The sequence below is a fragment of the Micromonospora sp. NPDC005237 genome, from assembly GCF_040607775.1.
Taxonomy (GTDB): domain Bacteria; phylum Actinomycetota; class Actinomycetes; order Mycobacteriales; family Micromonosporaceae; genus Micromonospora.
This window is the reverse complement of record NZ_JBEXHJ010000007.1, coordinates 363,616-383,209: the sequence shown is the minus strand read 5'-3', so window position 1 is coordinate 383,209 and position 19,594 is coordinate 363,616. Positions and strand designations below refer to the sequence as shown.

At 73.4% G+C, this 19,594-nt stretch carries 15 protein-coding genes and 2 pseudogenes; 7 read left to right on the top strand and 10 right to left on the bottom strand.

Annotated elements, in window-relative coordinates:
- Window positions 1–19: 19 nt before the first annotated feature.
- Both ABZT87_RS21360 and ABZT87_RS21355 read right to left on the bottom strand, forming a co-directional pair.
- Window positions 20–352, bottom strand: a complete 333-nt coding sequence (locus tag ABZT87_RS21360) for an STAS domain-containing protein (RefSeq protein ID WP_354860671.1) — start codon at window positions 350–352, stop codon at window positions 20–22.
- Window positions 353–604: 252 nt separating this feature from the next.
- Entirely contained in the window at window positions 605–937 is a 333-nt protein-coding gene (locus ABZT87_RS21355) for a nuclear transport factor 2 family protein (protein ID WP_354860672.1), read from the bottom strand.
- A gap of 179 nt (window positions 938–1,116) precedes the next feature.
- On the opposite strand from ABZT87_RS21355, the gene ABZT87_RS21350 reads away from it, so the two are divergent.
- A complete protein-coding gene (locus tag ABZT87_RS21350) occupies window positions 1,117–1,503 on the top strand; it encodes a DUF2267 domain-containing protein (protein ID WP_354860673.1) in 387 nt (128 codons plus the stop codon).
- 87 nt (window positions 1,504–1,590) lie between these two features.
- On the opposite strand, the gene ABZT87_RS21345 is transcribed toward ABZT87_RS21350, so the two are convergent.
- A complete protein-coding gene (locus ABZT87_RS21345; RefSeq protein WP_355137609.1) occupies window positions 1,591–4,422 on the bottom strand; it encodes a ricin-type beta-trefoil lectin domain protein in 2,832 nt (943 codons plus the stop codon).
- Between the two features lie 372 nt (window positions 4,423–4,794).
- Complete coding sequence (locus ABZT87_RS21340; RefSeq protein ID WP_355137607.1) at window positions 4,795–5,622, bottom strand: copper resistance protein CopC; 828 nt, start codon at window positions 5,620–5,622, stop codon at window positions 4,795–4,797.
- Between the two features lie 101 nt (window positions 5,623–5,723).
- Here ABZT87_RS21340 and ABZT87_RS21335 point away from each other — a divergent pair, with 101 nt between their 5' ends.
- From ABZT87_RS21335 to ABZT87_RS21325, 3 genes are read left to right on the top strand one after another with little or no spacing between them, the layout of a single operon-like run.
- Entirely contained in the window at window positions 5,724–6,206 is a 483-nt protein-coding gene (locus ABZT87_RS21335) for a hypothetical protein (protein ID WP_354860679.1), read from the top strand.
- Window positions 6,207–6,211: 5 nt separating this feature from the next.
- Window positions 6,212–7,579, top strand: a complete 1,368-nt coding sequence (locus tag ABZT87_RS21330) for a hypothetical protein (RefSeq protein ID WP_355137605.1) — start codon at window positions 6,212–6,214, stop codon at window positions 7,577–7,579.
- A 50-nt stretch (window positions 7,580–7,629) separates the two neighbouring features.
- Window positions 7,630–8,403, top strand: a complete 774-nt coding sequence (locus tag ABZT87_RS21325) for a nucleotidyltransferase domain-containing protein (protein WP_355137603.1) — start codon at window positions 7,630–7,632, stop codon at window positions 8,401–8,403.
- A gap of 30 nt (window positions 8,404–8,433) precedes the next feature.
- Here ABZT87_RS21325 and ABZT87_RS21320 read toward each other — a convergent pair whose 3' ends face one another.
- The 4 genes from ABZT87_RS21320 to ABZT87_RS21305 all read right to left on the bottom strand — a co-directional run bounded on the left by ABZT87_RS21320 (window position 8,434) and on the right by ABZT87_RS21305 (window position 14,434).
- On the bottom strand, window positions 8,434–9,828 hold the full coding sequence (locus ABZT87_RS21320; protein ID WP_355137601.1) for an FAD-dependent oxidoreductase: 1,395 nt from the start codon (window positions 9,826–9,828) through the stop codon (window positions 8,434–8,436).
- Window positions 9,829–10,016: 188 nt separating this feature from the next.
- The gene (locus ABZT87_RS21315; protein ID WP_355137599.1) at window positions 10,017–10,793 is read right to left on the bottom strand and encodes a methyltransferase domain-containing protein; all 777 of its coding nucleotides are present in this window, start codon (window positions 10,791–10,793) and stop codon (window positions 10,017–10,019) included.
- 157 nt (window positions 10,794–10,950) lie between these two features.
- Window positions 10,951–12,660, bottom strand: coding sequence for a hypothetical protein (locus ABZT87_RS21310; protein WP_355137597.1), 1,710 nt, complete (start codon window positions 12,658–12,660; stop codon window positions 10,951–10,953).
- 211 nt (window positions 12,661–12,871) lie between these two features.
- Window positions 12,872–14,434, bottom strand: a complete 1,563-nt coding sequence (locus ABZT87_RS21305) for a bifunctional NAD(P)/FAD-dependent oxidoreductase/class I SAM-dependent methyltransferase (protein WP_355137595.1) — start codon at window positions 14,432–14,434, stop codon at window positions 12,872–12,874.
- A 74-nt stretch (window positions 14,435–14,508) separates the two neighbouring features.
- On the opposite strand from ABZT87_RS21305, the gene ABZT87_RS21300 reads away from it, so the two are divergent.
- From ABZT87_RS21300 to ABZT87_RS21290, 3 genes are read left to right on the top strand one after another with little or no spacing between them, the layout of a single operon-like run.
- The gene (locus ABZT87_RS21300) at window positions 14,509–15,102 is read left to right on the top strand and encodes a helix-turn-helix domain-containing protein (RefSeq protein ID WP_355137593.1); all 594 of its coding nucleotides are present in this window, start codon (window positions 14,509–14,511) and stop codon (window positions 15,100–15,102) included.
- A gap of 59 nt (window positions 15,103–15,161) precedes the next feature.
- A complete protein-coding gene (locus ABZT87_RS21295; RefSeq protein WP_355137591.1) occupies window positions 15,162–15,587 on the top strand; it encodes a hypothetical protein in 426 nt (141 codons plus the stop codon).
- 53 nt (window positions 15,588–15,640) lie between these two features.
- Complete coding sequence (locus ABZT87_RS21290; protein WP_355137590.1) at window positions 15,641–16,861, top strand: HEAT repeat domain-containing protein; 1,221 nt, start codon at window positions 15,641–15,643, stop codon at window positions 16,859–16,861.
- 7 nt (window positions 16,862–16,868) lie between these two features.
- On the opposite strand, the pseudogene ABZT87_RS21285 reads toward ABZT87_RS21290, so the two are convergent.
- Window positions 16,869–18,467: pseudogene (locus ABZT87_RS21285) on the bottom strand (sulfatase-like hydrolase/transferase); the annotation flags it as partial.
- A 365-nt stretch (window positions 18,468–18,832) separates the two neighbouring features.
- Window positions 18,833–19,522: pseudogene (locus tag ABZT87_RS21280) on the bottom strand (CDP-alcohol phosphatidyltransferase family protein); the annotation flags it as partial.
- Between the last annotated feature and the right edge of the window lie 72 nt (window positions 19,523–19,594).

Genomic DNA, 19,594 nt, shown 5'->3' with positions numbered 1-19,594 from the left:
TCCCGCCGGTCGGCCGCCATCAGCCCGCCAGCCGCGAGTCGTCGGCGGGTGGGCGCAGCAGGTTGCCGATGCCGGTGATGTCGAGGACGGTCGCGACCGGGCCGGCGGCGTTCACGGCGTACAGATGTCGGCCGTTCGCGCGTGCCTCCTGATGGGCGGTCACCAGGCCGTGCAGGCCGGTGGAGTCGAGGAACCGCAGCCCGCCGACGTCGACCACCACCACCGGCGCGGCGCGTACCGCCGCGGACAGCACGGCCGTCAGCTCAGCCTGGGCGGCCAGGTCACACTCACCCGTCAGCGTGACCACGATCCGCCCGGGTGTCGTGGACGTGCGGGCCTCGAAGTGCGCCATCAGACAGCAGCACCCTTCCTCGTAGCGTCAGCTGTTGTCGGCACATCATGTCATCCGTCGGCCGACCGACCACGTCGTCCGTTCGGCGGGTGATCACCATAAGCCGTTCCGGTGCGCTTCCGAGGCCCGACGACGGGACGCGGAGCGTCGGGCGCGGGTCGGCGATTCGCCCTTCGAGGAGGTCAGGGCGTCGCCTCGAACGCGACGGACCCGTGGCACGACGTCTCTCCTGGCGGGCGACTCGCGTGGTCGCTACGGGCGGATGTCCAGGGCGCCGATCAGGTCGTCGCGCAGGGTGAACCGGTACCGCAGCTCGATCGGGCTGCCCGGAAACTCGCCCGACACCCGTGCGATGACCAGGTACGAGTCGCCCGCCTGGGGCGTCACCCGCAGCGGTTCGGCGGTGTACGAGGAGGCCGCCATCGTCCGCTGCGCCCAGGAGCGGATCGACGGCCGGTCCTCGTACAACCGGTCCTCGTCGGCCACGCTCGCGGTGTCCGCGAAGCAGGCGACCAAGGCGTCGAGGTCGCCGTCGCGGACGGCCCGGAAGTACCTGTCGATCACGTCGGGCAGGTCGACCGCCATCTGCTCCTCCTGCGGCACGGGCCGCCGCCGGGCGGCCGGCGTGAACCCGGTCCGATCTCACCGTACGAGACGGCGCTGGCCGGGCGCGGGGCAACCGACAGAAGCGACCTCGTCGCGCCCGGGTTTGCCGCCGGTGGGCCGGGGTAGCCACGCGTCTCGGCAACGGAAAGGGCGGGACCATGGCCGATCTGGGATTCGTCGACAAGGTCGCGGCGCGGGCGGGCATCCCGCCCGCGCAGGCACGCCCGCTGACCGAGGCCGTGCTGCGGACGCTCACCGAGCGCCTCAGCGGCGGCGAGGCCGCCGCGCTCGCTCCCCACCTGGCCGTCGAGCTGAGCCCACTGTTGGTCAAGGCCGCCGAGCCGCCGGAAGCGTTCGGGTACGACGAGTTCCTGCGCCGCGTGGCCGACCGCGCCGGGACCGACCGGCCCGGGGCCGAACGGGGCGTACGGGCGGTTCTGCAGACCATGCACCGGGTGGTCGGGCACCGCGAGTTCTCCGACGCCCTGTCCCAACTCCCGGCGGACCTGCGCGCACTGGCCCAACCCCTGCCGCAGGGTCCCTGACCGAAGCCGTGTCCCGTCGGGCTGGCCGACCGACGGTCGGCGCGGAGCGCGGTCTGACCGGCCGGCCAGACCGCGCCCCAACGGGTGTCAGCCGGCGGTGACCACCCACTTCTGGTGTGCGCCACCGACGTACGTGCCGATCTGGATCTGGGTGCCGTCGGCGGTGCCGCCCCCGGCGGCCTGCAACACCTTGCCCGACTGCGGGTTGCGGATCGACCCGTCGGACTGCGGTTGCCACACCTGCGAGCCGGTGCCGTTGCAGGTCCACAACTGCACCTTGGTGCCGTCGGCGGTGCCGGCGTTGTCCACGTCGAGGCACTTGCCCAGCGCCCGGTACGTGTCGCCGGACCGGCTCCACGACTGCGCGCCCGTGCCGTTGCAGGTCCACAACTGCACCTTCGTGCCGTCGGCGGTACCGGCGTTGTCCACGTCCAGGCACTTGCCGCCGATGCCGGTGATGCTGCCTGCGCCGCTGGCGGCGCTGCCGTACACCTCCAACTCGTAGATGCGCGCCGCGGTGTCGCTGGTGCTGGTCGGCGCGGTGACGGCCAACCGGACGTAACGGGCACCGGGCGCGGTGACGTCGTGCGTCGTGGTGCTCGCCGTGTTGCCGGTCACCGTGGCCCGGGTGGTCCAGCTCGTGCCGTCGGGGCTGGACGCGATCGTGAAGTCCCGGGTGTTCCAGGCGGTGTCCTCACCACCGGCGCCGGCATGCTTGACCACCACCCGGTTCACCGCGTAGCTGCCCCCCAGGTCCACCTGGAGGTACTTCGACGTGCCCTTCGAGCACCACTTGTCGCTGTTTCCGCCGGTGACGCTGCCGTTGACGGCCTTGGCCGGCCCCTCGGTCGTCGAGCAGGAGCTGTCCGCGGTGGCCGGCTTGTTGAGCGCCAGGTTGGTCCCGCCGCTCGGCGGGGTGACGCCCGGGATGGCGTTGAGCGTGTACCACGCCTCGGTGCTCCACAACGACTGCCCGCTGGTGGAGGTGAACGGGCGCGGTGACCGCAGGTAGACCACCCGGCCGGCCTTGCGGCCGTCGACGGTCAGGCTGACCTTCCTGCCGTCCGCCGAGAGGGTGGCCCCGCTGACGGTCAACGTCTCCTCGTCGATCTTCGGGCCGCCGTAGTTGGACGTCGGCTCGTACCGCCACTGCTTGACCTTGTAGTGGGCGGCCAGGTTGGCGGCGGTCTCCGCCGAGACCGGCTGGGTGTACTCCACCTCGAAACCGGCGGTGGTGGCCCGCATGGCCAGCATCTCGAAGGTGCTGGTGCTGTTCGGGGTGAGCTTCTGCAACCCGTACGTCAGCTTGCCGGTCTGCCCCCAGTTGCCGCCCGCGCCGAGCCCGCCGACGTAGATCGCGCCGTCCGGACCGAGGTTGACCTCGGAGACGCCCGCCTCCAGACCCTGGGTGAGCCGGAACAGCGCACCCTGGTACTCGCCGTTGACCTTCTCCACCGACGCGCGCTGGAGGCCGCCGTAGGTGACGTCACCGATCACGAACTGCCCGGCGTAGCGCCCGGTGGTGAGGTAGAGCGGCGTGCTGGGGGAGTTGGCGATCTCGTTCTGCGGCATCCAGAGCACCGGCGGGGTGACCGGGTTGGCGTCGAACGGGCCCGCCGGGGTCATGTAGTGGTTGAAGAAGCGACCCTGCTTGATGTGCACCAGCTTCGACGACGGCAGCCAGCCGCCCTGGTTGTCGGTGACGAAGATGCCGCCCTCCGGGCCCCAGCCGATGCCGTGCGGCGTCCGCAGGCCGCCGGCGATGTAGCTGACCGCGCCGGTGTCCTTGTTGACCTTGATGGTGGTTCCCCGGTTGGCGGCGGGCTGCGGCACCGTGGTCGCGCCGCCGTAGTCGATCGACACCGACAGGTTCACGTAGAAGGAACCGTCCTGGTAGAGCAGACCGAACGCGAACTCGTGGAACTTGCCGCCGTACGGCCAGGTGGCGACGGTGTCGAGGCGGTCGGCCACCTCGTCTCCGGTGGTGTCCACCAGCCGGGTCAGCCGCTGCTTCTCCGACACGTAGACCACGCCGTCGACGACCTTGAGCCCCATCGGCTCCTTGAGGCCGCCGGCGATCTTCTTGGTGGTCACCGACCCGGGACCGGTCGCGCCGCCGGTGTTGCCCATGATGTACACCTCGCCGTCCTGGGAGGTGCCGGACTGGTCGCTGCCACCCCAGGTGCTGATGACCAGCCGGCCGTCGGCCAGCCAGTCCATCCCGGTGACCTTCGGCTGGAAGCCCGAGGGTCGCAGGTTCGTGAGCGTGTAGCCGGGGTGCACGCCGGTGAGCGGCAACCCGTCGCCGGGGGAGTCGGTGACGCCTTCGCACTCCTTGCGCCCCGGTGCGGTCACCCGTACGACTCCGGCGTCGGTGCTCAGCGCCGAGGTCGGCACGACCACGAAGGACGACGAGCCGGGCGTCCGCCACTCCAGCGTGATCTGCTGGCCACCGGCGCGCTCGAAGTGGTCGATGCGCAGTGGGTGCAGCCCGGCGGCGAGGGTGACGGCGCCCTCCTTGGGTGGGGTGGCGCCGTGCAGGCCGTCGTGGTTGATCACGACGGTGTTGTCGATCGTCAGCTTGGACCCGTCGTCGCTGCTGAGCCGGAAGGTGTAGCTCCCGGCCTGGGTGATCGTGATGTTGCCGAGCACCTGCGAGACGAAGTTGTCGTCGAAGCCGAAGTCGGCCGGCGACGTCCAGTTGATCGTGGACATCAGCTTGTCCACGTTCGGGGTCTGCGCGGGCTTGAGCGTGCAGATTTCGGAGAGCGGCACCTGGACGTCGTAGACGCGCAGAGTGACGCCCGGTTCCTGCTCGGGGGCGGCGTCGGCCGGGTCGGCCCAGAAGCCGACCGCGAGGACGAGCGCGAGCGCGCCCAGGACGGGACTGCGGAATCGGCGCAGCAGCGGTGTGCCCATCGTTCCTCCACAGAGGATAGGAATGACCGACGGCCGGCGTGCAGAGATGGTGAGGCGGTGGCCGCCGGCCCGGTCCGTAACGTCCTCGACGCCGACGAGTGACGCTCCGGAAACACCGGGTTGATGGGTCGAGACATTAAGGGGTTTCGATAGGGCTGTCCATGCCTTTGCATCGATACATCAAAAGTTTTCGATGTTCGTGCGAAAGATCGCGGCACTGGTCCCTGGATGTCGGAAATGCGCCAGCGCCGTACGGCGTTTCAGGTCCCGGCCAGGGGGTGGGGTGCTCCGGGCGGTACACCCAGCCGCCGATGGTCGTTGCTGGACAGAAGGCGGACCGCGCCCCGGCCCGGGGGGTCACGTCGGTGCGCCTCAGCGGCGGCCGCGACGAGCCGGCCGGCGGTCCGTTCCACCGCGCGGACGCGAGGCCGCGCCCCGTGGCCGAGGCGCTGCGCCGCGCGGGCGGGTGGTGCCGCCGGACGGCGCCGGCCGGCGGCGGGCCGCCACCACGATGATCGTGCCGACGACCACCACGACGGCGGCGGGCACCACCCAGGGCGGAAGCCCTCCCTCCGGTGGGGACGCCGGTGGCGCGGCCGCGGGGGTGGCGTCCGCAGGGAGTGTCGCCGCCGGCACGGCGGAGGCCGAGGGGGTGCCCTCGGCCTGGGCGAGGAGGGCGGGCTCGGGACCGTTCGTCGGTGCCGTCCAGCCGGCCGGGGCGGCCGTGCTCGGGCCCTGGTAGTCGAAGGTGACGGTGCCCCGCACCGCTTCGCCGTCCGAGGCGACCGTGAGGTAGCTGGCGGTGTAGCGGCCCTTCGCCGGCCAGTGGGCGACGGTCACCATGGCGGGGAAGCCGGTGTGGTACAGCCGCGGCTCGAAGACGCCGTTGACCATGAAGTACTCCTGGACCGGCTTGTCCAGCCGCTTCGGCTCGCCGTACGACCAGCCGCTGTCCACCCGTGACCCGTTCGGGCCGGTGAGGGTGAAGTGCGCGTTGGCGGCCGGCTTCTCGGTGAAGTACAACCCGACCTGGGCCAGGGGTTTGCGGACGACGGTGCCGGTCAGCGGCGTGGAGGTCGCCAACTGCCCGTGCGCCGACGCCGGGGCGGCGGGCAGCGCCAGCGACACCACCAGCAGCGCCGCCAGCACCGCGACGGTGCGGCACACAACGTGACAGACAGTGACCAGCCTCGATCGCATTCGTTCATCATGGTCATTTCCCCACCGCCGAACAAGACGTAGAGTTCACCCTCCGACGATCAGCTCGACACCCCGCCCCCCGCGTCGTTCGGAGTCCGCCCGTGCTCGTCCGCGCCCCCGGTGCCCGCCGCGCCGCCGTCCCCACCACCCTCCTCGTCACCGGTCTGCTCAGCGCCCTGCTCACCGCCGGCTGCGGGCAGGACGACGACCCGTCCGGGGCCGCCCCCTCGACGCCGGCCACGTCGGCCGCCGCACCGACCGCCTCCGCGCCGGCCTCGGCGGACAGTCCCACTCCCGCCGCCACCGCCAGCACGCCCGCGGTCGACCGGGAGATCACCGTGACCATCGCCAAACGACGGATCAGCCCGCCCACCGGCCGGGTGACCGTGGCCAAGGGCCAACTCGTCCGGATCACTGTCACCTCGGACGCGGACGACGAACTGCACGTGCACGGCTACGACCTGGGCGCCCGACTGCCAGCCGGCACGCCCGGCTCGGTGGAGTTCCGGGCCGAGAAGACCGGGCTGTTCGAGGTGGAGACGCACGAGACCGAGCTGGTGCTGTTCCAGCTCGTCGTCCGCTGAGCGGGATGTCCGCCGCTCCCGCGCTGCTGGCGCACGGCGTCGGCGGCCGCCAGGACCTGCCGATCACACTGCCCGAACTCGTCGTCGCCGCCGCCCTGACCCTGGTCGTCACGTTCCTCGCCCTGGGCCTGCTCTGGCGCGAGCCACGCCTCGACCGGGACGCCGCCGGTGGCCGACCGGTACCCGACCGGCTGGCCGGCCTCGTCGACGCCCCCGCGTTCCGGTGGGCGCTGCGCGGACTGGGACTGCTCGCCGCCGGCTGGTTCTGCGTGGGCCTGCTCGGCGGGCCGGACACCCCGGACAATCCGACGGCCGGCGCGCTCTACGTGCTCCTCTGGGTCGGGCTGGTACCCGTCTCGCTGCTGTTCGGTCCGGTCTGGCGGGCGGTCAACCCGCTGCGTACCGTGCACCTGCTCGTCGCCCTGGCGGCGCGGCGCGAGCCGGCGCGCGGCGTCCGGGAGCTGCCCGCCGGCCTGGGCCTCTGGCCGGCCGCGCTCACCCTGTTCGGGTTCGTCTGGCTGGAGCTGGTCGCGCCGGACCGGGCCACCCTGCCGGTCATCACCGCGTGGCTGGCCGGGTACGCCGTGGTCATGCTGGGCGGCGCCGCGCTGTTCGGCGCGGGCTGGTTCGACCGGGCCGACCCGTTCGAGGTCTACAGCGCGCTCGTCGGCCAGCTCGCCCCGATCGGCAGGGCCGCCGACGGCGTGCTGGTGTGGCGCAACCCGCTCGACGGGATCGCCGGGCTGCGGCCCCGTCCCGGGCTCGTCGCCGTGGTGATCGTGCTGCTCGGCTCGACCATGTTCGACAGCCTCTCCAACGCGCCGGCGTGGCTGCGCTTCTCCCAGGAGAACGGCCTGCCCCCGGCGGTCACCGGCAGCGCCGGACTGATCGTGGTCATCGGCGTCGTCGCCGTGGCGTACCTCCTCGCCACCGGCGCCGCCGCCCGCGTCGGCCGTGCCAGACCGCCAAGCGCCGCGGAGCCGGCAGACGCCGCGGAGCCGGCGCGGGTGCCGAGCGAACTCGCGCACTCGATCGTGCCGATCGCGGTGGGCTACGTGGTGGCGCACTACTACTCGCTGCTGATCCTGGAGGGTCAGCGCACCGTCGCCCTGCTGTCCGACCCTCGCGACACCGGGGCGGACTGGTTCGGCACGGCGGGTTGGCAACCACACACCGGGCTGGTCACCCCGTCCGGGGTGGCCAACCTCCAGATCACCGTCATCATCGTCGGGCACCTGCTCGGCACGCTGCTCGCCCACGACCGTGCCCTGTACCTGTTTCCCCGGGCGCGGGCGGTGGCCGGTCAGCTCCCGCTGCTCGCGCTGATGGTCGCGTACACCGTCGCCGGCCTGCTGCTGCTCTACGCCGGTTAGGGCCGCCGGCCCGGTGCCGACGCGCCCGCGTCCACGGGTGAGGATGGGGCGTGGACTCCGATCTTCGGCGCTACCTCGACGACCTCGTGGACACCGCCCGGGACGTGCTCGGCGGCGATCTCGTCGGCGCGTACGCGGCCGGTTCGGTGGGGCTCGGCGCGTACCAGGCCGGCCGGAGCGACGTGGACGTGGCGCTGGTCTGCGCCGGTGCGCTGACCGAGGCCGTCAAGCGGACGTTGGTGGCACGGCTGCGCCACGAGGCGCTGCCCTGCCCGGCGCGCGGGCTGGAACTGGTCGTGTACCAGCGGGCCGTGGCCGCGGCCGGCAGCCCCGAGCCCGGCTTCGAGGTCGAGCTGAACACCGGGCCCGCGATGCCGTTCCGCCGCACCCTCGACCCGGCGGACCGCCCGAGCGCCGACGGCCGCTTCTGGTACGGGCTGGACCGCAGCATCCTGCACCAGAGCGGGGTGGCGCTGCTCGGGCCGCCGGCGGCGGAGGTCTTCGGCGACCTCACCCCGGCCGACCTGAGCCGCCTGCTGATCGAGGCGCTGACCTGGTGGCTGGCCCTGCCGACGCCACCGGGCGACCGGCCCGCGCCCGGCGCGGAGGACGCGGTGCTCGGCGCCTGCCGCTCGCTGGTGCGCCACCGCGACGGTGAGTGGCTGTCCAAGGTGGCCGCCGGCCGGCGGCTCGTCGACACCGGCGACCCGGCCGAGGTGATCCGCCGGGCGATCGCCGCGCGGCACGGTGGGCCACCGCCCACGGGCGCCCAGGCGCGTGCCTTCCAGGAGCGGGTACGCGCCGAGGTCGCCGCCCACCGCTGACATCCCGCTCGGCGGCGTTGACGGGCCGGGTCAGCGCACCGGGCGGGACTTCAGCGACGCGAAGAGCAGGTTGAGGCCCTCGGCCATGGTCGGATGCGTGATGATCGCGTCTCGCAGCGCGGTCCACGGCATGCCGGCGAGCATGGCCAACTGCACCGAGGTGATCACCTCGCCCGCTTCCGCGCCGAGCAGCGCCGCGCCCAGGATCTGGTCGGTGCGGGCGTCGATCACCGCCTTCCACATGCCCTGCGTCTGGCGCAGGGTGCGGGCCCGGGGGATCGCGGCGACGGGCAGCTGGGCCACCTGGACGTCGTACCCGGCGCGTCGCGCGTCGCTCTCGCCGAGACCGACCCGCGCCAGCTCCGGGGTGGTGAAGACGGTGTACGGGATGAGTCGGCCCGCCGTGCTGCGCTGCTCACCGGCCAGGTTCGCCCGGATGATCCGATAGTCGTCGAGCGAGGCGTGGGTGAACTGTGGGCTGCCCGCGACGTCCCCGGCGGCCCATGTCCGCTCGGCGCTGGTGCGCAGGTACTCGTCGACAAGCACGAAGCCACGGTCGTCGAGTCGGACACCGGCCGCGTCCAGCCCGAGCCCGTCGGTGACCGGCGCCCGGCCGGCCGCCACGAGCACGTCGTCGCCGGTCACCACGCTGCCGTCGTCGAGCGTGATCCGGACCGTACCGTCGGCGTCGCGGTCGACCCGGGCGACCGTCACCCCGACGCGTACGTCGATGCAATCGTCGAGGAAGACCCGCATCATCGCGTCGCCGATGTCGGGGTCCTCACGGGTCAGCAGCTGAGGACCGCCCTCGATCACCGTCACCGCGCTGCCGAACGACGCGAGCATCTGCGCGAACTCCACCCCGACGGTGCCGCCGCCGAGCACCACCAGTCGTGCCGGCAACCGGTTCAGGCGCAGCAGATCGTCGCTGGTCAGCACCCCGGCCTCGGCCATCCCGGGTACGGACGGCAGGTACGGCCGGGTGCCCGTGTTGATGACCACGTCGTCGTCGCGCAGCAGTCGTTCGCCGCCGTCGGCCAGTGACACCCGCACGGTCCGCGCGGCCACGAACCGGGCCTGACCGATCACCAGGTGCAGACCCGAGTCGAGGAACTGCTGCCGGTTGGCGGCGACCATCTGATCGACGACGTCCTGCTTGTGCGCCCGCAGCAGGTCCACGTCGACCCGGCCGCCCTCGACCACGACGCCGAGCGCGGCGGCGTGGCGCAGCTGGCGGGCCGCCCGCGCGCTCGTCAGCAGCGCCTTCGTGGGGATGCACGCGACGTTGATGCAGCTACCGCCGATCATGCCGCGCTCCACCATCGCCACCCGACGGCCGGACCGGGCAACGTCCATGCTCAGCGTCTTGCCGGCCTTGCCGCCGCCCACGACGAGCAGGTCGAAGTCCTCCGGTTGGTCGGTCACGGGCGCTCCTCTCGGCCGCGAGGCGCTGTCGGGTCGCCGGTCGGGCCGGCGGCCCTCGGTGCGCGTCGGCCAACCCAGCCTGCCAGCAGCGACGGGACGTTCGGGAAGGTTCGGTGCAGAATCGCCCCGGGTACGTCGCGCCCGACGACGGGGGCGACGCCGAGTCGGGACCGGCCCGCCGCGCGGCGTCAGGCTTCGGCAGTGACCAGGTACAGGGTGAAACCCGCCAGCAGGGGACCGTCGGTGAGACGCCGCAGCCACGGCTGAACGTCCGCGTCGGTGAGCTCGCCGGCCGCCACGGCGCGGGCCGAATTGCGCCGCAGCCCCAGAATCCGGTCCGCCGTGTCGAAGTCCCGGAAGACGACGGCGACCGCCTCGACCGATCTCACCCGCAGGCCCGCCTGCACCGACAGCCGGACCAGCTCCCGTCCGATCGTCGGGTTCCGCACCCGCCCCGCGACGAAGCGGGCGAAGCCGCGGCTCGTCCGCACATCCTCGTCCGCGACCGCCAGGGTGTCCCAGTCCGGCTCGGCCATCGCGAGCACACCGCCCGGACGCAGCACCCGACGACCCTCCGTCAGCACCGTCGCGGGATCCTCGACGTGCATGAGGACCCGGTCCATCCTGGCCCGGTCCATGCTGCTGTCGTCCAGCGGAAGCGCGTGCGCGTCGCCCGCGCGCAGCTCGATCGTCGGCCGGTCGGCCAGCCGCCGGCCGGCCTCCGCGAGCATCCGCGCGTCACGGTCGACTCCGACAACCCGGCCGCCGGCCTGGACCGCGTCGGCCAGCCGCCCGAGATCGGTCCCCGGGCCGCAGCCGATGTCCACCACGGCGTGCCCCGGCCGCAGGTCGAGGGCGTCGAGGGCACGCCTCTTGTAGTCGCGCCCGACCGGAGTGGCCGCGGCCGTGTCCAGGTACGCGATCTGGTCGGCGGCGGTGGGCGTCGCGCTCGTGAGCTGGCTCATCGGCCCATCCAAACACCGGATTGTGGGCGTACCGCGAACACGGCGCGCAGATTCGGTGTAAGCCGCCGTCGTCGACGGGCCGGCCTGGCCGCGCCGAACCGTGACCCCGGGCCCCGCGCGCATCCGCGCGCGGGGCCCGGGTCAGCCACCGGCGAGGTCAGTGCCGGGCGGTGCCGTTGTCGCTGACCGGCTGCCCGAAGGCCAGGAACGGTACGGGCGTCGGGGCCTCGGGCCGCGTGAAGATCCGCTCGGCGTCGTTGGTCGGCATCCCCGACGTGGCCGTCCGGTCGGCCGGCTCCACCGGGTACCGCATGGGCGCCCCACCCGGGCGCTCGCCGTCGGCATGGTCACCACCGGCGTGCTCGGCCTCGGCGTGCTCAGCATGGGCGTGCTCACCACCGGCGTGCTCAGCATCGGCGTGCTCACCACCGGCGTGCGTGGCATCGGCGTGCGTGACCTCCGCATGCTCGACCTCGACCCGGGCTTGGTCGGCCCGGGTGTCGTCGGCGTCGGTCCGGTCGGCGTCGGCGCGGTCGCTCCCGGGCCGGTCCACGGGGAGCAGGTCGACACCTGCACGGGACGGGTTCGACCGGGGGCCGACCATCGGGTACTCGGCGGTCTCCGTGCCGCCGGCCGCGGCGGCCATCACGGCGGCGGCGGCCAGGTCGGCCACCCGCTTCGCCTCACGCTGCACCCGGGCGCGGACCTCCTTGGCGTGCCGCTCGGCGGAATCCCCGGCCCGTCGGGCCTCGTCCAGCCGGGCCGCCTCGGCGGTCAGGTCCCGGCGCACCTCGCCCAACCGCTGCTGGACGCGGGACAGCTCGTTCTCCAGGGTCTCGCCCTCCTGGCGGACCTCCGCGAGCTGCTGCTGGGCGGTCGCCAGCTCGGCGTGCAGCTGGGCCGACTCCTGCCGGCGCTCCTCGATCTCCTGCTGGAGCGCGGTCAGCTGCTCCTGGTGGCTGGCCGCCTGCTCGTCGGCCCGGTTACGCAGCTCGGTCACGTGCTGCTGCGCCTCGGCCAGCAGCGCGGCGATCTGCTGCTCGGTGGAGCTGCGCTGCTCGGCCAGCTCCTCCTCCGCGGCGGCCTGCAACTCGGCGATCTCCTGCTCGGCGGCGCTGCGCCGCTCGGCGACCTCGCGCTCCACCCCGGCCTGCCACTGGGCCATCTCCTGCTGGTTCTTGGCCCGGGCGGCCTGAACCTCCTGCTGGATCTGGGTGCGGGCCGACTTCATGAGGGCATCGGCGGCGACCCGGGTCTGGTTGAGCTGCTGCGCGCTCTGTTCGGTGATGCGCTTCGCCTCGTGCTGGGCGCGCTCGTGCGCGGCCTCGCCGTCGGCGCGCAACTGCTCGGCGCGCTCCCGGATCGCGGTCAGCTCGGCCTCGGCCACGGCGCGCCGCTCCTCGTACGCCTGTTCCTGCTCGGTGCGCCGCGCGGCCAGCTCCTCCGACAGGTCCTGGCGTGCCTGCGCGGCCCGCTCGCGGGTGTCGGCGAGGATCCGCTCGGCCTCGGTGCGCAGCTCGTTGGCCCGGTCGCTGGCCGACTCGGTGATGAGGGCGGCCTGCTTCTCGGCGAGGGTCAGGATCTCGCCGACCATCGGGCCCAGATCCTGGAACGAGGCGCGGTCCACCTGCACCGGCTGCTCGTGCAGCTCGGACAGCTCGGCGCGCAGCCGCTGCACCTCGGCGGTCAGCTCACGAACCCGCACCGCGGAACGTCCGTGCTCGCCGCTGAGCATCGCGATCTGGCCGTCGAGCTGCTCCAGGTGCCGGTCCACCTGGCGTTTGTCGTAGCCGCGCAGGGCGAGCTCGAAGGTTGGCCGCGAGGCCGCGTCGTCGCGTGCTGCGAGCGGCTCAGCGCCGATGGACATGCACCATCCTCCGTACGATCGGGGGCGTCAGGGCCGGCGGTCAACCGCCCCTGCGGGCCGTGAGTGTGGCGCAACGCTACCGCCGAGCCCACCCCCGTGCGAAGGCCCGTCCCGCCTCCGCGCCACACCGTGGTCGATCGTGGAGCCGCGGTGCCCAAAAGGCCCTGATCCGCGGCTCTTGTCATGCACCACGACTCCCCGATCGGCCGGTTCAGCGGCGGCGAGCCAGCAGGACCGCGTCGTGGTGGACGACGTCGTGCGGCCCGGGACGTGGGCGGGTGTCGGTGACGAGCACGTCCCACCGGGTCGGGTCCAGCGAGGCGGCCACGTCCTCGGCGGTGTACATCATGTCGGGCATGTGCATCCGGTGCCCCGGCGTCCACAGGTCTGACGGGTGGTGCCCGACGATCAGCAGCAGGCCGCCCGGGGCCACCGCGTCGGCCAGCCGGGCGAACAACTCCCGCCGCTGCGTCGGCGGCAGGTGCATGAACTGCGCCGACACCAGGTCGTACGCCTCCTCGGCGGGCGGCTTGTCGCGCAGGTCGGCGTGCGTGAACTCGATCCGGTCACCTACCCCGGCGGTCTCGGCGTGCTCGGCGGCCCGGGTCAGCGCGGTGGTCGAGATGTCCACCGCGGTCACCCGCCAGCCGCGCTCGGCCAGCCACACCGCGTCGGCGCCCTCGCCGCTGCCCACGTCCAGCGCCCGCCCCGGGGCCAGATCGGCGGCCTCGGCGACCAGTTGTGGGTTCGGGCGCCCACTCCAGACGGCCGGCTTGGCCTGGTACCGCTCCTCCCACGCCGGCTCCTCGAAGGTGGTGGCCACCAACTGCCGGTACGCGGTGACCGCGTCGCGGGTGTCCTCGGCGATGAGGTCGGCGTTGATCGCCGCCGCGGCGGTGAGGCCAGCGGCGGCGGACGTGATGACCTGGCCACGCAGGTCGGCCACGTTACCGGCCACCCAGACACCCGGCACGGTCGTCGCCCCGGTCGCGTCGGCCGGGATCTGGGTGCCGATCACGTGCCCACCCATCGTCACCTCCTCCGGGGCCAGGCCCAGCCCCACCAGCAGGTCGGCGCGGGGCGCCGTGCGGGTCGTGACCACGACCACGTCGAGCGCCACCACCCGGCCGTCGGCGAGCCGTACTCCGTTCAGCGCGTCCCCGTTCACCTCCAGCGCGGCGACCGGGCCGGGCACCACCGCGATGCCCCGGGCGGCCAGCCGCTCGGCCGTCTCCTCGTCCGGGGTCGGGGCGTCGTGCAGCAGGAGCAGCACGTCGGAGGTCCACTGCCGCCACATCTCGGCCTGGTGCACGGACATCGGCCCGGTCGCCAGCACGCCGACCCGCCGGTCCCGCGCCTCCCAGCCGTGGCAGTACGGGCAGTGCAGCACGTCACGGCCCCACCGCTGCGCCACCCCGGGCACGTCGGGCAGCTCGTCGGTGAGCCCGGTGGCCACCAGCAGGCGGCGGGCCCGCACCGAATTCCCGTCGTCGAGGGCGAGCCGGAAGCCGTCGTCGTCGCGGGTGGTGGTCTGGACCCGGCCGGCGCGGAACTGCCCGCCGTACCCGGCCACCTCGGCGCGTCCGGCCGCGAGCAGCTCGCCCGGCGGCGTCCCCTCGCGGCCCAGGTAGTTGTGCACGTGGTCGGCCGGCGCGTTACGCGGCTCGCCGGAGTCGATCACCAGCACCGACCGCCGGGCCCGGCTCAGCGCCAGGGCCCCGCTGAGCCCGGCCGCGCCGCCGCCCACCACCACCACGTCGTATGTCTCGTCCACCGGAATGTCCCCCTACTTGTCGGCTGAGCCCACCATCCGTCGCCGCAACCCGGGTGGCAAGTATCCTTGCCGTTATGGCAAACGAGGACAGCGTCGCGCTGGCGGCCGTCGGTCCCCGGCTGCGTGCCCTGCGCCACCAGCGCGGCATCACGCTGACCCAGCTCGCCGAGCTGACCGGCATCTCGGTGAGCACCCTGTCCCGGCTGGAGTCCGGCACCCGCCGGCCCACCCTGGAGCTGCTGCTCCCGCTGGCGCGGGCGTACCAGGTGGCGCTGGACGAGCTGGTGGACGCCCCGACCACCGGCGACCCCCGCGTACGCCCCACGCCGATCGTCAGGCACGGCGTGACGCACCTGCCGCTGACCCGCCGACCGGGCGGCCTCCAGGCGTTCAAGCAGATATTCCCGCCGGACCCGTCCGCCGGGGGACGGACCCCACAGGTCCACGAGGGGTACGAGTGGCTCTACGTGCTCTCGGGCCGGCTGCGCCTGCTGCTCGGTGACCGCGACCTCATCCTGACGCCCGGGGAGGTGGCCGAGTTCGACACCCGCGTCCCGCACCTCTTCTTCAATCCCGGCCCCGGCACCGCCGAGGCGCTCAGCCTCTTCGGGCCGCAGGGGGAGCGGCTGCACGTCCGCGCCCGCCCCGCCACCACCGACCGGGGGTAGTCGGGCGACCTGGCCTGCTGGCCGGTGCTCAGCTTGTGGGTCGTTCCTACCGTGTGGGCGTGGCCACCGGGCGGACGAACGGACTGAGTACGACGCAGGGCCACTACCGGCACGCCATCCTGCTCGGAAATGTCCCGCTGGCGCGTCGGCTGCGAGCGAGGGCCGAGCTCGACCGGGAGTTGGGAAAGGCGGCCGACGACGACGTCCGCCCCGTACGGCACGGAACGACGGAGCTGGCGGTGGTCATCACCGCCACCCGTGATCTCGAGCTGAAGCCCGGCGAGATCGATCGTCTGACCAGCACCGCGGAAGGGATCGCCAGACAGTGGGGCATCGACCTCCCCGTCTACCGACCCGGGCTCATCATGCGTTGGCGCTTCGAGATCGCAGAGGGCCGTTGGTACGGGTACCCGGCCCGGAGACGCTGGAGCGCCGAGCGGATGGGCGCCTTCGTCGGCTGGCTGCGGGACGACAGCACCGCCTGAACGAGAAGCCGGGCGGGACCACAGCACGAATCCTGGTGTGGCATGGTGCCGAGGTGTTTGACAGCCGTGCGGCCCTGGAAGCCGTGGTCCGACATGCCGTGGAACTTGAGGACGATTACGACGAGATAGCGCCGACCCTCGCCGCCCTCCAGGCATGCGGGGACACCACCCTGGTGCCACTGCTTCAGCAGGCACTGGCCCGGTTCCTCGACGAGAAGAACTTCTACGGCCGCGACCTGATCGCCGGCGTCCTGGCTGGTATCCAGAAGGTGGCGGCGCTCCCGGTGTTGCTGGGCGCCGCAGCGCGCGACCTGGGGGATGACCAGGACAGTCTGCAGGCCGAGATCATCGACCTGCTGAGTACGGACCGGGACGCCAGCCGGCGCATCGTGCTGGAGTCGGTCACGAGCGACACGGCCGAGGTGCGTCGCGTGGCGTTGTGGGCGCTGGGGTTCGTGGTCGAGGCGGAGGATCTCGACCTGCTGGCCGCCGCCGCAGCCGACACCGACCCGACGGTCAGGTCGATCGCGGTCGGCTCGGTCCCCGATCCCGCCGGCGACGACCGGGCGTTTCGCGTCCTCGTTCTGGCCTTGGGGGACGGTGATGAGCGGGTGCGGGTCTCGGCAGTGAGCAGGCTCGGCTACACCGGCCGGGCCGACGCCGTGACGCCACTGGCTGCGGTCGCCGCGGACCCGGCGGCGCGGGTGCGGTCGATGACCGCGTACGCGCTGGGGCGACTCGGCGCGCGCGAGGCGACGCCGACGTTGCAGCGGCTGCTTCAGGACCCGGACCAGCACGTCCGCGAGGACGCTGGGGAAGCCCTCGGCTCGGTCGGGGGGCCGGCGGCGGTCACGACGCTGCTGACGATGGCCGCCGCGGCGGATCCCCGGTTGAGGGCCCGAGCCGCCACATCACTCGCGAAGGCCGTGGACTCGGATCCGCGGGTGCGGCCGCAGCTCACGGTGCTGGCGCGAGACGACGAGGCGGCGGTACGGGCCGCGACCATCAGTGGCCTCGCCGGCGCCGGTGACGGCTCATCGGAGTGGGGGCAGCTCCTGGCGGAGGTGGCGGACGACCGCGACCCGATGGTTCGCCAGCGTGTCGCGGTTCTGGTCCGACGTCTCGCTCCTGACGCCGCGCCGGAGATCCTCCACCGCTACACCAGCGATCCCGACCCGACTCTGCGTCGGCTCGCTGCCACCGAACTCGGCCGACTGGCCGAGCCCAACGCCGCTGACGCGGGGCACGGACGAAGCGGCGCTTTGTCGGAATAGATGGTTCTCAGCGCGGGGCGGCGAGAGGTGACGTCGACGGCCCGAAGGTGGTCAGGAACCGGTCGCGGAAGGTGTCCATCGGCCACACCGGAGCCTGCGGGCCGGGCCGCAGGCCGTCCTGCCAGCCCCAACCGGCGACCCGGTCCAGCACCGCCGGATCCCGGGCGACGATGGTGATCGGCACGTCCCGGCTGGCGCCCTCGCCGGTCACCACCGGGGCCGGCTGGTGGTCGCCGAGAAAGACCAGCACCAGATCGTCGTCACCATAGGTCTGGACGTAGGAGATCAGCGCCGACAGTGAGTAGGCGACGGCCTGCCGGTAGCCGGCCCGGATCCGGCCGGTGTCCCGGTCGTCGGCGTCACCGTCGTCCTTCGCGCCGGCGTCGGCGTGGTAGATCGAACCGTCGCCCACCTCGTCCCAGCCGATCATGCGGGGCACCGCCGTCCACGGCGAGTGGCTGGAGATCAGCGGGATCTCCGCCATGATCGGACGGTCCGCACCGGCGCGGACCCGCCGCTGGAAGAACGACAGCGTGTACTGGTCGGGCATCGGCGCGTAGCTGAACTTCGGGCCCCGGTAGCCGAGCGCCTCGGCGTCGTAGTAGCGGTCGTAGGAGAAGAAACCCTGCTCCGGCCAGGGCTGGGTGGCCGCCGGGAGTACCCCGACGGTCTGCCAGCCCGCCCGGCGGAACGCGCCGTTGAGGGTGAGCCGGTCGCTGGCCAGCAGGCTGCGGTGCCGCTGCTCGTTGTCCGTCCACAGACCGGACAGCAGCGTGTCGTGCGCCAACCAGCTGCCCCCGCCGAACGTGGGGGAGGTGAGGAAGCCGCTGCGCGCGCCGTACCCGGCCGCGCGCAGCCGCTCGGTGCCGGTGTCCAGCACGGCGTTGACCTGCGGTGCCAACTGCGGGTCCTCGACGGCATCGCGCCCGTAGCTCTCCACGAAGGCGAGGACGACGTCCTTGCCGCGCAGCCCGGTCAGCAGTTGGTCACCCGGGACACCCTGGAACGGGTCGGCGTCGATCTGGGCGGTGAACCGTTCCCGGTCGTGCAGCCGCGCGTCCACCTGCTCGGCGTGCGCGCCGACCAGGGCGGTGGTTCCGGCGTCGGCCACCGGCACGCCCGGGACGATCCGCACGCCGACGACGGCGCAGAGGACCCAGGCCACCGTCAGCGCGGCCACCGCCCGGGTCGCCACCCGCTCGTGGCCGACGAGCAGCGCCGCCAGCCGCCGCAACGCCACGGTCGCCACCACCAGCAGCACACCGACCAGCAGCACGACGCCGACCACCGCGCCGACCGCGCCGGCCCGCCCCGCCGAGTCCCGCACGAAACCGAACGCGTCGTCCAGCAGCAGCCAGTCCAGCACCAGATCGAACGGCCGGTCGAGGGCCGTGCGAAACCCCAGGTCGGCGAGCTTCACGATGGCCAGCAGGCCCAGCAGCGGCCCGACCACGGCCACCACCACCCGCCGCGGCCGCGGCGGCAGCGCCAGCAGCAGCGCGGCGACCAGCAGACCCTCCAGCGGGATCCGCACAAACGCGCCGGGCGTCAGCTCGCCGAGCCGGTCCGGGCCGACCAGGACGGCGTACACCAGCAGAACCGCCAGCACCGTGCCCACCCACCCCAGCGCCCGCCGCGCACGGCCGCGTGGCACGGGCGACACCGCGGGGATACGCGCCGAAGCGTCACCGGTCGACGCGGGGCGCGGGCGTTGCCGGCCGGTCAGCCGGCGTAGCCGGGCGGGAAGGGTCATCAGGGCCTCCAGTCGGAGTGGACCGTACCGCCCGAGCGGGCCGCCAGCGCGGGCGTCGGCACCGGCAGCAGCGGCGGTACGACGACGGGTGGGTGCCCGCCCAGCGGCAGCAGGGGCACCGCCACCGGCGCGGCGGGCGGTGCGATCGGCGCGGCGGGCAGGGCGGTGATCGCCGCGCCGGCCGGGCCGGGGACCGGCAGCGGGTGGGCCCGTCGAGGTGCCGGGCGGCGACGCCACAGCCATGCCACGTCACGGCCGAACGACTCGACCAGCAGCGCCAGCGCGGTCACCAGGACCACTGTGGTCCACGGCTCGGGCAGCACCCGCGCGGCGGCGACCGTCAACAACACGCCCTGCGCGGCGGCCACCACCTTGCGCCAGTAGCGCGGCGGCAACGCGCCGCGCAGCCAGGGCAGCACGGCGCTGGCCGCGACGAAGACGTACCGCATCGCGCCGATGGCCAGCACCCAGCTCCCGGCCGCCGGGGCGACGTACACGCTGAGAACCAGGATGAGGAACGCGTCGACCTCCATGTCGAAGCGGGCCCCGAGCGCGCTGACCGTGCCGGTGCGCCGGGCGACCTGACCGTCCACCGCGTCCAGCAGCAGGGCCACCGTGCTCAGCGCGACCAGCAGCCCCACCGGCGTCGGGTGGCCGAACGAGTCCACCACCAGCGCGGTGACCGCGCCGACCAGGACTGCCCGGGCCAGCGTCACCCGGTCGGCGGGGCCGAGCCGCGACGCGCCGGACAGGTGCAGGCCCCGGCTCAACGCGAGGCAGGTGAGCGCCGCGTAGCCGGCCCCGGCCAGCCAGCCCGCCGTGCTCAGACCCACGGTGGCGGCCAGCGCCGCCAGCACGACCAACTGCGCGCTCAGCCCGATCACCGGACCGCTTCGAACTGTGGGCACCGTACCTCCGTGTTTATGATCGACGACCCCGACAGGGAACACGGAAATCAGGGCCGTTCGGTTCGACCGGGA

Bases quoted from the DNA above. Each gene is read 5' to 3' on its own strand.
- ABZT87_RS21345 (WP_355137609.1), bottom strand. From the start codon at position 4,422: ATGGGCACACCGCTGCTGCGCCGATTCCGCAGTCCCGTCCTGGGCGCG.
- ABZT87_RS21350 (WP_354860673.1), top strand. From the start codon at position 1,117: ATGGCCGATCTGGGATTCGTCGACAAGGTCGCGGCGCGGGCGGGCATC.
- ABZT87_RS21310 (WP_355137597.1), bottom strand. From the start codon at position 12,660: ATGTCCATCGGCGCTGAGCCGCTCGCAGCACGCGACGACGCGGCCTCG.
- ABZT87_RS21300 (WP_355137593.1), top strand. From the start codon at position 14,509: ATGGCAAACGAGGACAGCGTCGCGCTGGCGGCCGTCGGTCCCCGGCTG.
- ABZT87_RS21360 (WP_354860671.1), bottom strand. From the start codon at position 352: ATGGCGCACTTCGAGGCCCGCACGTCCACGACACCCGGGCGGATCGTG.
- ABZT87_RS21340 (WP_355137607.1), bottom strand. From the start codon at position 5,622: ATGCGATCGAGGCTGGTCACTGTCTGTCACGTTGTGTGCCGCACCGTC.
- ABZT87_RS21330 (WP_355137605.1), top strand. From the start codon at position 6,212: ATGTCCGCCGCTCCCGCGCTGCTGGCGCACGGCGTCGGCGGCCGCCAG.
- ABZT87_RS21355 (WP_354860672.1), bottom strand. From the start codon at position 937: ATGGCGGTCGACCTGCCCGACGTGATCGACAGGTACTTCCGGGCCGTC.
- ABZT87_RS21315 (WP_355137599.1), bottom strand. From the start codon at position 10,793: ATGAGCCAGCTCACGAGCGCGACGCCCACCGCCGCCGACCAGATCGCG.